The sequence below is a fragment of the Paraburkholderia sp. HP33-1 genome, from assembly GCF_021390595.1.
GTDB lineage: Bacteria > Pseudomonadota > Gammaproteobacteria > Burkholderiales > Burkholderiaceae > Paraburkholderia.
Genome location: NZ_JAJEJR010000002.1, coordinates 2,412,588 through 2,427,019 on the forward strand (window position 1 = coordinate 2,412,588; position 14,432 = coordinate 2,427,019).

Consider the following 14,432-nt stretch of genomic DNA (forward strand, 5'->3'; position numbering starts at 1 on the left):
GGGCCGCGGATGTAAACCGATGCTACATGACCTAGTCGCGCAATATGGACCGGCGCTCGTCTTCCTCAACGTACTTGCCGCCGCGCTCGGGCTGCCGGTGCCGGCGATGCCGTCGCTCGTGCTGTTCGGCGCGATGGCCGCGATGCACCCCGGCTCGGTCGGCACACAACTGCTGCCGGTTCTGGTGCTTTCGATCTTCGCGACGCTGATCGGCGACAGCGCGTGGTATCTCGCCGGCCGCATCTATGGCGGCAATACGCTGAAGACGATCTGCCGGCTGTCGCTGTCGCGCGACACCTGCGTGAAAAAGACCGAGCGCTTCTTCGGCCGCTGGGGCGTACGTGTGCTCGCGGTCGCGAAGTTCGTGCCGGGGCTGTCGATCGTGTCGATCCCGATGGCGGGCGCGATGCACACACGCTACCGGACCTTTCTCACCTACGACGGCGTCGGCGCCGCGCTGTGGTCCGGCACCGGGCTCATCATCGGCGCACTGTTCGCGCGGCAGATCGACATGCTGTTCGCAATGGCCGGGCGGCTGGGGCGCACGGCGGCACTCGTCGTCGTCGCATTGCTGGCGCTGTACGCGGCGTACCGGTGGATCCGGCGCCGTCAGTTGATCGCGAAGCTCGCGACCGCGCGCATGGAGGTCGACGAACTCGAGAAGCTGTTCGCGGCCGGCCGGGCGCCGGTCGTGTTCGACATCCGCTCGCAGGAGAAACGCAAGCTCGATCCGTTCGTGATCCCAGGCGCCCAATTCGCCGACGAACGGCAACTCGAGGGCATCGTCGCCACCTATCCGCACGATCAGAAGCTGGTGATCTACTGCTCCTGCCCGAACGAAATTTCCGCGGCATGGATGGCCAAGCAACTCAGCGAAGCCGGTTTCTCCGACGTGCTGCCGCTGCGCGGCGGCATGGAGGCCTGGCGCGACTCGGGCAAGCCCGTCGACTCGCTGCCCGAGATGCCGTCGCCGGAAGTCGCGGTCGACGACGTCGCGCCCAAAGCCGTCTAGCTGGAATAAGCGGCGGCATGGCTCGCCCCAGCGTGCGAGCACGCGCCGTCTTACCTCCCGTTCAATCGTGCAATGAACATCGAAGGAGCGGTTCAATGCTTTCGACTCAGGACGTTTCGACTCAAGAGGTGGAAGGACAGCAGGGAGTCGTCGCCGATGCGCCGTATTCGTCGCTGTCGACGCGCATGCACCAGATGTTTCCCGTGCTCAGCAGCGCGGAGATCGACCGGTTGCGCCGCTTCGGCGAGATCGGTCACTGGAAGTCCGGCGAGCTGCTGTTCGAAACCGGGCACACCGGCCCCGGCATGTTCGTGCTGCTCGAAGGACGCGTGAAGGTCTATCAGCGTGACGGCATCGGCCGCGAGGTCGTGATCAGCGAGCGCGGCGCCGGGCATTTCCTGGCCGAGGTCGGGCAGCTGTCGGGCAGGCCCGCGCTCGTCAACGGCCGCGCGCTCGACGCCGTCGAAGCGCTGCTGATTCCGCCCGACCGCCTGCGCGCGCTGATCGTCGCCGAAGCGGAACTCGGCGAGCGCATCATGCGCGCGCTGATTCTGCGGCGCGTGTCGTTGATCGAAAAGGGCGCGGGCGGGCCAATCCTGATCGGCAATAGCAGCGACGCCCGGCTCGTGACGCTGCAAGGCTTCCTGTCGCGCAACGGCCATCCGCATTCGGTGCTCGACGAACGCGACGAAGACGCGCTGCGTCTGATCGAGCAATTCGCCGCGCAGCGCGAGGACCTGCCGCTCGTGATTTGCCCGGACGGCTCGGTGCTGCGTCATCCGAGCATGCCGGAACTTGCCACTCGCCTGGGTCTGCTGCCCGATCTCGACGACTCGCATGTGTACGACGTCGCGATCGTCGGCGCGGGGCCGGCGGGACTGGCCGCCGCGGTGTACGCGGCTTCCGAAGGACTTTCCGTGATCGTGCTCGATAGCCGCGCGCCAGGCGGCCAGGCGGGCGCAAGCTCGCGGATCGAAAACTACCTTGGCTTTCCGACCGGCATCTCGGGCCAGGCGCTCGCCGGCCGCGCATTCGTGCAGGCGCAGAAGTTCGGCGCGCACGTCGCGATTCCGGTCAACGTGCAGGCGCTGCAATGCGGGCAGTCGCCGTATCGGCTCGAACTGAAATGCGGCGGTCACATCAGCGCGCAGGCGATCGTGATAGCGAGCGGCGCGGTGTACCGGCGACCCGCGCTCGATGGGCTCGATCGCTTCGACGGACGCGGCGTCTATTACTGGGCGTCGCCGGTCGAGGCGAAGCTGTGCAAGCGCCGGGAGGTCGTGCTGGTGGGTGGCGGCAATTCGGCCGGCCAGGCGATCGTCTATCTGGCGACGCACGCGGCCAAGGTTCACGTGCTGATCCGCCGCAGCGGTTTCGAGGCGACGATGTCACGCTATCTGATCGACCGCATCCACTCGCTGCCGAACGTGATCGTGCATCCGAATTCGGAAGTCGGCCGGCTCGATGGCGATGAGGACGGGCTCGTGTCGGTCGCGTTGAAGAGGCCGCTGCCCAATGGCGTCGATCACTTCGACACGCGGCATCTGTTTCTCTTCACCGGCGCGGACCCGAACACCGAATGGTTGCACACCTGCGGCGTGAAGCTCGACGCGAAAGGCTTCGTGCTGACCGGCATTGCCGCGGACGGCTCAGCCACGGCGTGCGATCTTGGCACCACCGTCGAGGGCGTCTATGCGATCGGCGATGCGCGCGCCGGGTCGACGAAGCGCGTGGCCGCGGCGGTCGGCGAAGGCGCGGCCGTCGTCGCGCAGATCCACCAGTTGCTGGCGCAGACGAGCGGGGAAGCGGTGGCGTTGGGCGCGTGACATTCAACGCGACTCATGCGACGCAACGCCGGGCGCATGAAAAAAAGCGCACTGTGCGTCACACGGTGCGCTTTTTTCAAAGGCGACGCGATGGCCGCGCCGCTGCGGGTCCGCTTGTCAGCGGTCCAACTTCGCGCGCAGCTCGCGCGCGGCCTCCAGCAGTCCTTCGTAACCCGAACGCGCGTGTGCCGGCAGATCGGGATCGCCGACCAGCGCGCCGAGCGTTTCGATCAGACTGTACACAATGCCTTTCGCCGCGCCCGATGCAATCCCGCCCGACGACACCTGCTGATCGACGTGACTGAGCGCCGCGTCGAGCTGCTCGATCTGGGGACGATCGTCAGAGGGCGGCTTGGGAGAAACGTCTTGCGTCATGATCGAACATCGCTCCTTTGAGTGCATCGGTAGAGTTGTTATATACCGATCGTGCGCCGCCGTCTATTCGTGATCGGCGCGAGGGCGATCTGCATCAAGGCGTCCAGCGATACATCAGGATCTTTGCGCGCGCGTCGTCTTCGACCAGCACTACGTACTCGCCGTTATCGCGCCGCACCGCGCTGATGCCGAGATACACGTCGACCCAGCCGCTCGTCGCGCCGACGCTCGCGCCCGGCGTCATGTAACCGACCGCCGTGCCGTTACGCGCGTCGTAGACGTCGACCCGATCGGTGTACAGCTCGGCGACGAAGATATAGTTGCCCGCCACCGCGACGCCGACCGTGGTGGTCTGCGGATCGCTATACGTGTTCCATGGCAGCGAGATCGTGTAGACCTGGGTCGGCGTGCCGGTGCTCCAGTTGTCGTAGCGGGCAAGGACCGGACCCGCTTCCTTCCAGTGCGTCGCGTCCCACGGAATCGCGCTGGTGAAACCGGACAGATACATCGTGTCGGTCGATGCAATGTAGACGAGCCGCGCGAGCCGCGTGAATGGCGCGGGCATCGCGAACATCTTCGAACTCGCGTACGTGTAGATCGGATTGCCGGCGGAGTCGAGACCTTGCAGCGGCATCTCGCGCACGCCGCTTAGTGGCGTGGCGAGCCACACGTTGCCGGGTTCGTCGACCCACCAGAAGCCGTCGCCCACCGTGCTGCCGGTCGACGGATTGCTGCTGATCTCGCTCGCGTCGACGGTGCCATCGCCATTCACGTCGCGCCACAGCCATTCGCCGTAGGTCGGCTGCCCGGCTGGCCATGTGCCCGGCAGGGGATTCTGCGCGAGCAGGCCCGACGGAATCGCGATCTCGCCATGCGCGGCATCGAAGCGATAGACGTTCAGATAGTGCGCGCCTGAATCGAGCGTATAGAGAAAACGCTTGCCGTCGAATCTGCGAACCATCGGTTCGCCGCGCACGCCGCGCGGCTCGTGAAACGCGGGGTCGTCGGGATAATCGAAGCGGTCGAGCGTGAACGCCGCATACGACCATTCGTGGCCGACAGGCTGGCTGTAGTTCAGCGTGAAGCGCTTCGAGCCCGTGTAGACGGAGGCGGACGTGGCCGGATCGAACGCGCCACTATCGACGAAGGTCAGGCCGTACAGCCGCCAGTTGAGCACGCGCGTGCCGTACACGTAGCTCTCCAGCACCGCGCCTTGCCCGACCGACGCCGAGCCGGGCGCGCGCGGCCCCTCGCCGTTTTGTGCGACGTACAGATTGCCAGCCGGGTCGGCGCCGATGCCGGTGATGCCGTTGAAGCGCACATCGCCCGGCACGCCGCGCACCGGGTGGAAGATGCCGTTGCGCGTGCCGATCGACGCGCCGGCAACCATCTGCCCATCCGCACCTTTGTTGAACACGAGAATCTGTTGCGAAACGCCGTTGTCGGCGACCAGCAGTTGGCCTGATGGCGAGACCGTGAGGTCGGTCGGCACGGTGCCGGCGGGCAGCGACAATGGACCGGCGAGCGCGGTGCCGTCGGCGCGGTAGTGCAGGATGCTCAGATTGCCTGTCCCGAAGCCGCTGATGATCCACAGCGTCGAGTTGCTGTCGATCGCGATGCGCGCGGGCGACGCGACGCTCCACGAGCGCAGCGGCTGCATGGACTGCGCGTCGTACACGACGATCCGGTTGCCGTAGGTGTCGGCCACGTAGAGCTCACTGTCGGTCGCGGCGAGGCCGCGAATGCTCGCATCGATGCCGGTCGTCACCGTTTCGACTGCGAGGAAGCTGTTCTTCGTCGCGTTCGCGCTATTGCCGATGCCGCCGGAAAACGGTGCGCCGGTCGCGAGCTTCGCGAGCGTGCGGCGCGTGATGCCATACCAGGTCTGATTGGCCGGGGGATAGTCGGCGCCGACCAGTGCGTTGCTCTGGTTGCCGATCGACATCGCTCCATACAGGTAGGTGTGATTGACCGCGACCGCGTCGCCGCCGGCCGCGCCCCAGCCGTGCGTCGAACCGGCAACCGCGAGTTTGTCGCCCGCGCGATAGGCGGCGATTTCGCTACCGCTTTCGTCCCACGGCGAATTCGTATAAACGGTGCCATCGGCGCCGACGCTAATGGCCTGAATGTCCTGCTGCATCCATTTACCGTCGCCAAATCCGAAACTATTACCGATCCATGACGTCGAGTAATTCAATTGGGATTGCGCTGAGACATTCGGCGAGATCAGGCTATGGATTAACACCACGGCCACGCCAAGGCGGGAGAATAGCTTCACGGCGGTCATTCCTTGCCAGGCGCTTATTGACGGTTTTGTCGTCGACAATGCGCGTGCATCAAATTTGGTGTTTTATCCTCTCATATAAAAATAGAAAATTAATTGACAAAAAAATCTGCATTCAATGCAGATCTAAAAGGATAATCCCAATTGCATAGAATTACGTTTCTAACGAAATCTTCCCGTCACGAAGCCGGTCAATACCGGCTCCCGTAAAGACTCACCAATTAGAGATTCAGTTGCTTTTTCTGCTCCTGTAAGTCCTCACCTTGAGTGATACGCGCGTCACGTTCGCGCCGCCCGGCGACGCACGAAAATCCGTTGCGTGAGATCGAACGCCACCAGATTGCCGGCCACGACGAGCAACAGACCGACCACCGCGAGCGCGGACCAGCGATAACCTTCGAACAATGTCGACACCGCGAGCGCGACGATCGGAAACAGCACCGTGCAATACGCGGCGCGCTCCGGGCCCATGCGGCCGACCAGCATCAGGTAGGCCGTAAAGCCGATCACCGAGCCGAACACGGCCAGATACGCGAGCGCGCCGAGATAGCGCACCGACGGTTCGAGCGCAAACGAATAGCCGGCGAACAGACTGCCGACCGTCAGAACGGCCGCGCCGATCAGCATCGCCCAACTGTTGGTTGCAAACGGATGCAGGCCCATCGATTGCATGCGGCTCGACAGCAGGTTGCCGGCCGAGAAGCACAGCGTGCCGAGAAACGCGACGCCAAGCCCGAGCCACGCGGTGTGATCGCCGAGATGCCCGGCCATCTGCTGCACGAACAGACAGACGATGCCGACGAGCCCGAGCAACGCGCCCGCAATCGCGCTCGGCTGCAGCGGCCGGCCCATGAACAGCCGCCCGTTGATCGAGTTCAAGAGCGGCGCGGTCGAGAACACCACCGCGACGAGCCCGCTCGGCACGATCCGTTCGGCGTAGTAGAAGCACAGGAAATTCAGGCAGAACAGCGCGAGACCTTGCGCGGCGAGGTAGCGCCAGGCGTCGCGCGGCGGCCAGATCGGCCGGCGCATGATGCGCAGCAGCGCGAACAGCAGCAGCGCGGCGATCCAGAAACGCCACGCAATCGATACTGGCGGCGGCACCGCGCCGAGTTGCCATTTGATCGCCATCCAGGTGGTGCCCCAGATCAGCACGGTGACGGCATAGAGCAGGAGATTCATGGAAGGGCCTCAGGCTGCAATGACGGGCTGCAATAACACGCAGCATTGACGAAAGCCCACTATGAAACCGCGCCGCCGCCCGCAATTGTCCAAACTTGCGCACTTTTTCGCGCGGCTGAGCGGCCAGACGAGGCGCGCCGTATACTGGCCGCTCAGCCCTGCGCCATCCACCGGAAAACCTCCGCTCGCCGCCGTGAACGCCAGCTCGTCCGTCCCCGCGATATCCGCCGCCGGCATGCCTTTTGGCCTGCAGTCGGTCTGTCACACGCTCGCCAGTGCGAACGCGCATCTGGACCGCTTCGCGTGGCTCGGCGACGGACTCGCGATCGCGCTATGGACGCGCGACACGAAGGAAGCCGAGACCGTCTACGAACGGCCCGGCCATCACACGCTGTCGTGCTATCTGGACGGCGGCTATCGCACCGAGCGCCAGAAAATGCCGGGCCGCTACGGCGCGCCGTCGCGTCTGTGCGCACTGCCCGGCGATCACGAATCGCGCTGGTGGGTGCGCGGCCACATGCATTTCATGCACCTGTACTTCCTGCCCGAGCATTTCACGCGACGCGCGGTGCTGGAGCTCGACCGCGAGCCGCGCGAATTGACGCTCGCCGACCGCACGTATTTCGAGGACCCGCGCATTGCGAGTCTGTGTCAGTCGCTCGTCAACGAGGAGTGGCATAGTCCCGACGGTCTGCTGCGCACCAACGAGACCGCGCACGAGGTTCTGAGCCTGCTGTTGCGCGGGCAAGGCGTGCGGCGCGCGAACCTGGCGCTGAAGGGCGGACTCTCAGCCGCCACGCGGCGGCGCCTGCACGACTATATCGATAGTCGTCTCGCGCAGCCGTTGACGCTCGGTGAGTTGTCCAGTGTCGCGGCGCTGTCGGAATTTCATCTGGCGCGGATGTTTCGCGAGTCGTTCGGCTTGCCGCCCGCCGCGTGGATCGCGCGGCAGCGGCTCGATCGCGCGCGCACGCTGCTGCGCACGACGACGTTGCCACTCGCGCAGATTGCCGACCAATGCGGCTATGCGAACGCGAGCCACTTTAGTCACCGGTTTCGCGAGGCGATTGGGGCGACGCCGAGCGGGTATCGGCAAGCTATCGGCGTTTGAGTTTTGCGTTTCAGTTAGCTCCGCGTCATGGCAGCGCCATCGCCAGCACGCGCGCGACGTGGATCGCGTCGACGCCCGCGCCGTCGTGAATCTGATGCCGGCAGCTGGTACCGTCGGCAACCATCACCGTAGCGGCGTCGAGCTTGCGCACCGCGGGCAGCAGCGACAGCTCCGCCATCGCCTGCGACCTCGCGTAGTGCTCCGCTTCGTAACCGAAGCTGCCGGCCATGCCGCAGCACGATGATTCGACCGTCGATACCTTCAATTCGGGAATCCACTTCAGCACGGTCTGCACCGGCGTGAATGCGTCGAACGCCTTCTGATGGCAGTGACCATGCACGAGCGCCTGCTGCATCGGCAGCGGTTTCAATTCGAGCTGCAAACGTCCGGCCTTTTCTTCGCGCACGAGAAATTCCTCGAAGAGAAACGCATGCTGCGCGAGGCGCCGCGCTTCGTCGCCGAAACCGTATTGCAGGAATTCGTCTCGCAACGACAGCAGGCACGATGGCTCAAGCCCCACCACCGGCACGCCGCGCTCGACGAACGGCCGGAACAGATCGAGCATGCGCCGCGCTTCCTGCTTCGCTTCGTCGACGAGGCCCGCGGCGAGAAACGTGCGGCCGCAACACACGGGACGCTCGCCTGGGCGTGCGTTGAAGTGGACCGTGTAGCCTGCCGCTTCGAGCACCTGTTGCGCGGCACGCGCGTTGTCGGGCTCGAGATGGTTGTTGAAGGTGTCGACGAACAGCATGACCTCTTTCAGAGCGGGGACTTGCGTCGCGTTGCGTGAGGACTGCGTGGACACGGCATCGGCCAGAAACGCCCTCTTGAACCTTGGCAAGCTCCGCTCAGTCGCGAACCCGACCGAGCGCTTGAACCACGTCGACAGCACTGGCACGTTGTCCGCGAGCGCCAGCAGTCCCGGCATGCGGCTCGCCGCGCCCGCATAGCGCGGCATGAACCCGACCAGCCTGTCGCGCAACCGCACGCCATGCGTTTTCGCACGCGCCGCCCGTGCCTCGATCTTGAACTTCGCCATATCGACGCCGGTCGGGCAATCACGCTTGCAGCCCTTGCACGACACACACAGGTCGAGCGTTTCCTTCACGTCATCGCTCGCAAGCCCGCTTTCGCCGAGCTGCCCTGAAATCGCGAGCCGCAACGTGTTGGCCCGCCCGCGCGTCAGATGCTGCTCGTCCTTCGTCACGCGATAGCTCGGGCACATCGTGCCTGCGTCGAACTTGCGACAGTGGCCGTTGTTGTTGCACATCTCGACCGCTTTCGCGAGGCCGCCGCTCAGATCGTCGCCGCTGCCGGGCGCGCTTTCTTTCCCGGTCAGCGGATTGCGCTCGACGTTCCACGCCGACCAGTCGAGTGCCGTATCGATGCGCTGTTCGCGATAGCCCGGCGCGAAGCGGAAATTGCGCGCGTCGTCCATCTTCGGCGGACGCACGATCTTGTCGGGATTGAAGCGGTTGTCCGGATCGAACAGCGCCTTGATCTCGCTGAACGCCTCGTTGAGCCTCGGCCCGTACTGCCACGCGACCCATTCGCCACGGCACAGTCCATCGCCATGCTCACCGGAATATGCACCCTTGTACTCGCGCACGAGCGCGGCCGCTTCTTCGGCGATCGCGCGCATCTTCGTTGCGCCGTCGCGGCGCATGTCGAGAATCGGCCGCACGTGCAGCGTGCCGACGCTCGCATGCGCGTACCACGTGCCTTCGGTGCCGTGGCGATGAAACACGTCGGTCAGGCGGCTCGTGTAGTCGGCGAGATGTTCGAGCGGTACCGCGCAATCTTCGATAAAGGACACCGGCTTGCCGTCGCCCTTCATGCTCATCATGATGTTGAGCCCGGCCTTGCGCACTTCCCACAGCGCTTTCTGCGCATTGGCGTCCGGCATCTCGACGACCGCATCGGGCAAGCCCAGCTCGCCCATCAATTCGGTGAGTTGCTTCAGCGAGGCGAGCTGCGCGTCGCGATCCTCCCCCGCGAACTCGACGAGCAGTATTGCCTGCGGCTCGCCGACCAGCGCCTTCTCGATCACCGGACGAAACGCGGGATTGCTCAACGCGAGATCGATCATCGTGCGATCGACCAGTTCGACCGCGACCGGCTTCAGCTTGACGATGTGCTGCGTAAGCGCCATCGACTGCCGGAAGGTCGGAAAGTTGACCACGCCGAGCGCCTTGTGCGCGGGCAGCGGCGCGAGCTTCAGCGTGATCTGCCGGCTGAACGCCAACGTGCCTTCCGAGCCGACCAGCAGATGCGCGAGGTTCGCGCTGCCGTCGTCGGTATAAGCGCGCGGATTCTGGCAGTCGAACAGATCGATGTTGTAGCCCGCGACGCGACGCAGCACCTTCGGCACACGCGCGACGATTTCGTCACGCTCGCGTTGCGCGATCCGCGTAACACCCGCGACGATCCGCTGCAAACGCTCGCCTTGCGGCGGGTCGCGCAGCGACGCGAAGCGCGCTTCGCTGCCATCGGCGAGAATCGCGTCGATCGCATCGACGTTGTGCACCATGTTGCCGTATTCGATCGAGCGAGAGCCGCACGAGTTGTTGCCGGCCATGCCGCCGATCGTGCACTGCGCGGCTGTCGATACATCGACCGGAAACCACAGCCCATGCGGCTTCAGCCACGCGTTCAGATGATCGAGCACGACGCCGGGCTCGACCGTCACGGTGCGCGCGTCGGCATCGAACGCGACGATGTTGTTGAGCCACTTGCTGGTGTCGACGACGAGCGCTTCGCCGACCGTCTGCCCGCACTGGCTCGTGCCCGCGCCGCGCGCGAGCAGCGGCACTTTCTCGCTGCGCGCGATCTCGAGCGCGATGCGCAGATCGCCCTGATCGCGCGGCACCACGACGCCGACCGGCATGATCTGATAGATCGACGCATCGGTAGCGTAGCGGCCGCGGCTGGCGAGATCGAACAGCACGTCGCCGCGCAGCGATTTGCGCAGATGCTGCGCGAGCGGACTCAGCGCACGCGCGGCGGAGGGGACCAGATGGATCGGCTTGACGAGCAAGCCCGCAGTGGGATTCGTCATTTCGTCGGCCTGTGAGTGGTGCGCCGAAACCGCGCGGCTCGAATTACCTAGTACAACGTGAATTGGACCGGCGCGAGTCCTTCGATATGCCCGCTCACGATGCCCACCTCGCGCGGAAAAAACATGCCGGTGTACGAACCCGCCGTAATTACCATCTCCGGCGTCACGGCGACGCCACGTGAACTCGCGTGATTGACGAGCCACGTGAGCAGGCGCCGCGGATCGCCGGCCGGATTCGCGGGCGTCGTTTCGACGACATCGCGTCCATTGAACTCGAAACGCAGCGATGGTGCGACAAACGGAAAATCCTCGCGATACCGCGTGAATTCGCCGACGATCAGCGCGCCATGATTCTGCAGGTCCGCGAGCTGCGCGAGCTTGTCGACGGCGGGCCACGCGGCATAGCGGCTCGCGACGATCTCGATGGTCGCGCCGATCGAGCCGATGCCCGCGAGCACTTCGTCTTCGTCATAAGGTGTCGCGCACGGCTCGAAACGTCGGCCGAAACGGAATGCGACTTCGAGTTCGAGCCCAAGCGGCGCGAAACCTTCGCGCGACAGACGCGCGCCGTCAGCGTGCAGATCGGTGTCAGGCAATGGCGCGCCCTGAATCGGTCCGCTCGACGATTTCGCGCCGATCTTCCAGCCACCGATTCGCGCGCCGCACGCACTCAGGATCTCGTGCTGGATTGCGTAGGCCGCGGCGGCATCGGAAGGAAGCTGCTCCTGCGGCAACGCATCGAGCGTGGTACGAGCGCGACTCGCATCGGCAAGAAGCTGGCCCAGTGAAGTCGTCATGTTTTACACGCCCATGCTGGTGGAAACCTGCCCCTTCTCCGCAGCGTCGAATTCGAAGCGGCTCTCCGGCTGCATCCGAAACGCGAGCACAACGCCAACACCCATCAGCAACATGCTGCCGAGGAACGGCAGATCCCAGTTGCCGAAGTAGTCGATCAGAAAACCGCCCATCACCGGCGAGATGATCGCGGCGAGCGCCGAGCCCGTATTCATCATGCCGCTCGCGGTGCCGGAGAATGCCGGCGCGATGTCCATCGGGATCGCCCACATCGGGCCGATCGTCATCTCGGCGAAGAAGAAGCCCGAGGCGAGACAGACGATCGACAGCGTCAGGTCATGCGTGAACATCAACGGAATCAGCGACAGCAGGCAGAACAGCATGCACACCGACACCATCCAGCTGCGCGCGCGTTTGAGGCTGCCGGTGCGCTTGAAGATCGCATCGGTGACGATGCCGCCGAGCGTATCGCCGATCACGCCGGCAAAGAACACGACCGACGCGAAGATCGCCGACTTCTGCAATTGCAGATGATGGTTGTGCAGGAAGTACAGCGGAATCCAGCTCAGGAACAGCCACAGCGTCCAGCCGTAGCAGAAGTAGACGATCGTGACCGGCGTCATGCGGCGAAACAGCTTGCCCCACGGCAGACCGGCTATTTTCGGCTTCGGCGTGGGCAGCACGGCGAGTTCTTCCGGCGTGATGCGCGGATGATCTTTCGGGTGCTCGGTGAACGTCAGCGCCCAAATGACGACCCACACCAGACTCAGCGCGCCGCAGATAAAGAACGATTCGCGCCAGCCCCAGGTGGTCATGACGATCACGATGAGCGCCGGCGCGACCGCATTGCCGACTCGCGACGCCGCGTGCGTGATGCCCTGCGCGAAGCCGCGCTTTTCTTTCGCGACCCAGCGCGACATCGCCGAGGTTGCCGCCGGGAACGTCGCGCCTTCACCGAAACCGAGCACGAGCCGCGCGGCGAGGAGCGTTGCGAGCCCGCCCGCGAGGCCCGTGAACACCGTCGCGAGACCCCAGATCGCGCCGCAGAACAGCAGCGTGCGTCGCGCGCCGAAGCGATCGCTGACCCAGCCGCCGATCACCTGAAACAGCAGATACGGATACGCGAAGGCCGAGAACACGAGGCCGACCTGCGTATGCGTGAGATTGAATTCCTTGCCGAAACCCGCGGCCGCGGTGCTGACGTTCACGCGATCGAGGTACGTGATGAAGTACATGATGCAGAGCATCAGTAGAACGATACTGCTCGCACTGGTCAAACGAAACCGCTTCATCGACTCTCTCCATGGCATGTGTCGACGGCGCGTCTGAGGTGGCGCGCTGCGTCGTCGCCCGTCGGCGGCGACGGCCGCTACGGACGCATTGCATGTGAATCTGGCCGCGTTCTGTGCGCGGCTTGATGAGGGAAGCGCTCCCTGGTGTTGCGGATTGTTCTGGTCTCCCCCTACGAACACCGCCCGGCAATCAGGCCGCGGCCTTCAACCCCGGCGTTTTCGGCGCCTGGCTCAACCACTCCATCGCTGCCGACATGCCGCTTTCCTTGACCGGCACGCCAGCGAGCCGCAGACCCATTTCGCAGCCGGCCAGGGTCGCGAGCAGCATCAGGTCGTTGCAATCGCCGAGATGGCCGATGCGGAACATTCGGCCTTTCATCTTGCCGAGGCCCGTGCCGAGCGACATGTCGAAGCGTTCGTAGATCAGCTTGCGAACCGCGTCGGCATCGACGCCCTCGGGCATCATCACGCCGGTGAGCACCGGGCTATAGACGGCGGGATCGGCGCACTGGATTTCCAGCCCCCACGCGCGCACCGCGCGGCGCGTCGCTTCGGCGAGCCGCTCGTGACGCGCGAACACGTTGTCGAGCCCTTCGCCGAGAATCATCTCGATCGCTTCGTGCAAGCCGTACAGCAGGTTCGTGTTCGGCGTGTACGGCCAGTAGCCGGACTTGTTCATCTCGACGATTTCTTGCCAGTCCCAGAAGCTGCGCGGCAGCTTCGCGTGCTGGTTCGCGGCCATCGCCTTCGGCGAGATCGCGTTGAAGCTGATGCCTGGCGGCAGCATCAAGCCCTTTTGCGAACCCGACACGGTCACGTCGACACCCCATTCGTCGTGGCGATAATCAGCGCACGCGAGACCGGAGATCGTGTCGACGAGCAGCAGCGCCGGATGGCCCGCGGCGTCGATCGCCCGGCGCACGGCGGCGATGTCGGACGTGACGCCGGTCGAGGTTTCGTTGTGCACGACGCAGACCGCCTTGATCGCATGCTGCGCATCGGCGCGCAGACGCTCTTCGATCATCTGCGGCTGCACGCCGCGCCGCCAGCCTTCGATGCCTGGCAGCCCCAGGAATTCGGGCTTCAAGCCGAGCTTCTCGGCCATCTTTTTCCACAGCGTCGCGAAGTGGCCGGTCTCGAACATCAGCACGGGATCGCCCGGGCTCAGCGTATTGGACAGCGCCGCTTCCCACGCGCCCGTGCCGGACGCCGGATAGATCACGACCGGCTGCTGCGTCTTGAAGATTTTCTTGATGCCGTCGAGCACCTTGAGGCCCAGTTCACCGAACTCGGGGCCGCGATGATCGATGGTCGGATAGCTCATCGCGCGGAGGATGCGATCGGGCACCGGACTCGGCCCCGGAATCTGCAGGAAGTGACGGCCAGCGGGATGAAAATCTAGCTTTAGCATCAGGCTTCTCCGATTGAATTTTGCATGCAAAAAACTATATCAGAGGTACGGTGACGCTCCCAAGACGAAATTCGGCTGTTGACGCC

Annotated in this window: 10 protein-coding genes; 3 read left to right on the forward strand and 7 right to left on the reverse strand. The window is 64.7% G+C overall.

Translation table 11 applies throughout. The features are described 5' to 3' along the window. Window positions 1–19: 19 nt before the first annotated feature. Together L0U81_RS26855 and L0U81_RS26860 are read left to right on the forward strand one after the other, a co-directional pair. Entirely contained in the window at window positions 20–1,012 is a 993-nt protein-coding gene (locus tag L0U81_RS26855; RefSeq protein ID WP_233807710.1) for a DedA family protein/thiosulfate sulfurtransferase GlpE, read from the forward strand. Between the two features lie 95 nt (window positions 1,013–1,107). Then, window positions 1,108–2,838 carry an FAD-dependent oxidoreductase gene (locus L0U81_RS26860; RefSeq protein WP_233807712.1) on the forward strand — a complete coding sequence of 577 codons (1,731 nt, stop codon included), beginning with the start codon at window positions 1,108–1,110 and terminating at the stop codon, window positions 2,836–2,838. Between the two features lie 117 nt (window positions 2,839–2,955). Here the strand turns inward: L0U81_RS26860 and L0U81_RS26865 are convergent, their stop codons facing one another. From L0U81_RS26865 to L0U81_RS26875, 3 genes are all read right to left on the reverse strand, one after another. Continuing rightward, a complete protein-coding gene (locus L0U81_RS26865) occupies window positions 2,956–3,213 on the reverse strand; it encodes a hypothetical protein (protein WP_233807714.1) in 258 nt (85 codons plus the stop codon). Between the two features lie 94 nt (window positions 3,214–3,307). Beyond that, window positions 3,308–5,500, reverse strand: a complete 2,193-nt coding sequence (locus L0U81_RS26870; RefSeq protein ID WP_233807715.1) for a hypothetical protein — start codon at window positions 5,498–5,500, stop codon at window positions 3,308–3,310. A gap of 276 nt (window positions 5,501–5,776) precedes the next feature. Continuing rightward, complete coding sequence (locus L0U81_RS26875) at window positions 5,777–6,679, reverse strand: DMT family transporter (protein ID WP_233807716.1); 903 nt, start codon at window positions 6,677–6,679, stop codon at window positions 5,777–5,779. A 235-nt stretch (window positions 6,680–6,914) separates the two neighbouring features. Between L0U81_RS26875 and L0U81_RS26880 the strand changes: the two genes are divergently transcribed. After that, window positions 6,915–7,790 (forward strand): helix-turn-helix domain-containing protein, encoded by an 876-nt coding sequence (locus L0U81_RS26880; RefSeq protein ID WP_233807717.1) that lies wholly within the window; start codon window positions 6,915–6,917, stop codon window positions 7,788–7,790. Window positions 7,791–7,815: 25 nt separating this feature from the next. Here the strand turns inward: L0U81_RS26880 and L0U81_RS26885 are convergent, their stop codons facing one another. From L0U81_RS26885 to L0U81_RS26900, 4 genes are all read right to left on the reverse strand, one after another. Further along, window positions 7,816–10,848: an FAD-binding and (Fe-S)-binding domain-containing protein gene (locus L0U81_RS26885; protein ID WP_233807718.1), complete on the reverse strand. Its 3,033-nt coding sequence runs from the start codon at window positions 10,846–10,848 to the stop codon at window positions 7,816–7,818. A 47-nt stretch (window positions 10,849–10,895) separates the two neighbouring features. Beyond that, window positions 10,896–11,645, reverse strand: coding sequence for a 2-keto-4-pentenoate hydratase (locus L0U81_RS26890; RefSeq protein WP_233807719.1), 750 nt, complete (start codon window positions 11,643–11,645; stop codon window positions 10,896–10,898). Window positions 11,646–11,648: 3 nt separating this feature from the next. Then, on the reverse strand, window positions 11,649–12,935 hold the full coding sequence (locus tag L0U81_RS26895; RefSeq protein WP_233807721.1) for an MFS transporter: 1,287 nt from the start codon (window positions 12,933–12,935) through the stop codon (window positions 11,649–11,651). 190 nt (window positions 12,936–13,125) lie between these two features. Then, entirely contained in the window at window positions 13,126–14,346 is a 1,221-nt protein-coding gene (locus L0U81_RS26900; RefSeq protein ID WP_233807723.1) for a pyridoxal-phosphate-dependent aminotransferase family protein, read from the reverse strand. Between the last annotated feature and the right edge of the window lie 86 nt (window positions 14,347–14,432).

Coding starts and splice junctions, on each gene's coding strand:
- L0U81_RS26855 (WP_233807710.1), top strand. CDS start 20: ATGCTACATGACCTAGTCGCGCAATATGGACCGGCGCTCGTCTTCCTC.
- L0U81_RS26860 (WP_233807712.1), top strand. CDS start 1,108: ATGCTTTCGACTCAGGACGTTTCGACTCAAGAGGTGGAAGGACAGCAG.
- L0U81_RS26865 (WP_233807714.1), bottom strand. CDS start 3,213: ATGACGCAAGACGTTTCTCCCAAGCCGCCCTCTGACGATCGTCCCCAG.
- L0U81_RS26870 (WP_233807715.1), bottom strand. CDS start 5,500: ATGACCGCCGTGAAGCTATTCTCCCGCCTTGGCGTGGCCGTGGTGTTA.
- L0U81_RS26875 (WP_233807716.1), bottom strand. CDS start 6,679: ATGAATCTCCTGCTCTATGCCGTCACCGTGCTGATCTGGGGCACCACC.
- L0U81_RS26880 (WP_233807717.1), top strand. CDS start 6,915: ATGCCTTTTGGCCTGCAGTCGGTCTGTCACACGCTCGCCAGTGCGAAC.
- L0U81_RS26885 (WP_233807718.1), bottom strand. CDS start 10,848: ATGACGAATCCCACTGCGGGCTTGCTCGTCAAGCCGATCCATCTGGTC.
- L0U81_RS26890 (WP_233807719.1), bottom strand. CDS start 11,645: ATGACGACTTCACTGGGCCAGCTTCTTGCCGATGCGAGTCGCGCTCGT.
- L0U81_RS26895 (WP_233807721.1), bottom strand. CDS start 12,935: ATGAAGCGGTTTCGTTTGACCAGTGCGAGCAGTATCGTTCTACTGATG.
- L0U81_RS26900 (WP_233807723.1), bottom strand. CDS start 14,346: ATGCTAAAGCTAGATTTTCATCCCGCTGGCCGTCACTTCCTGCAGATT.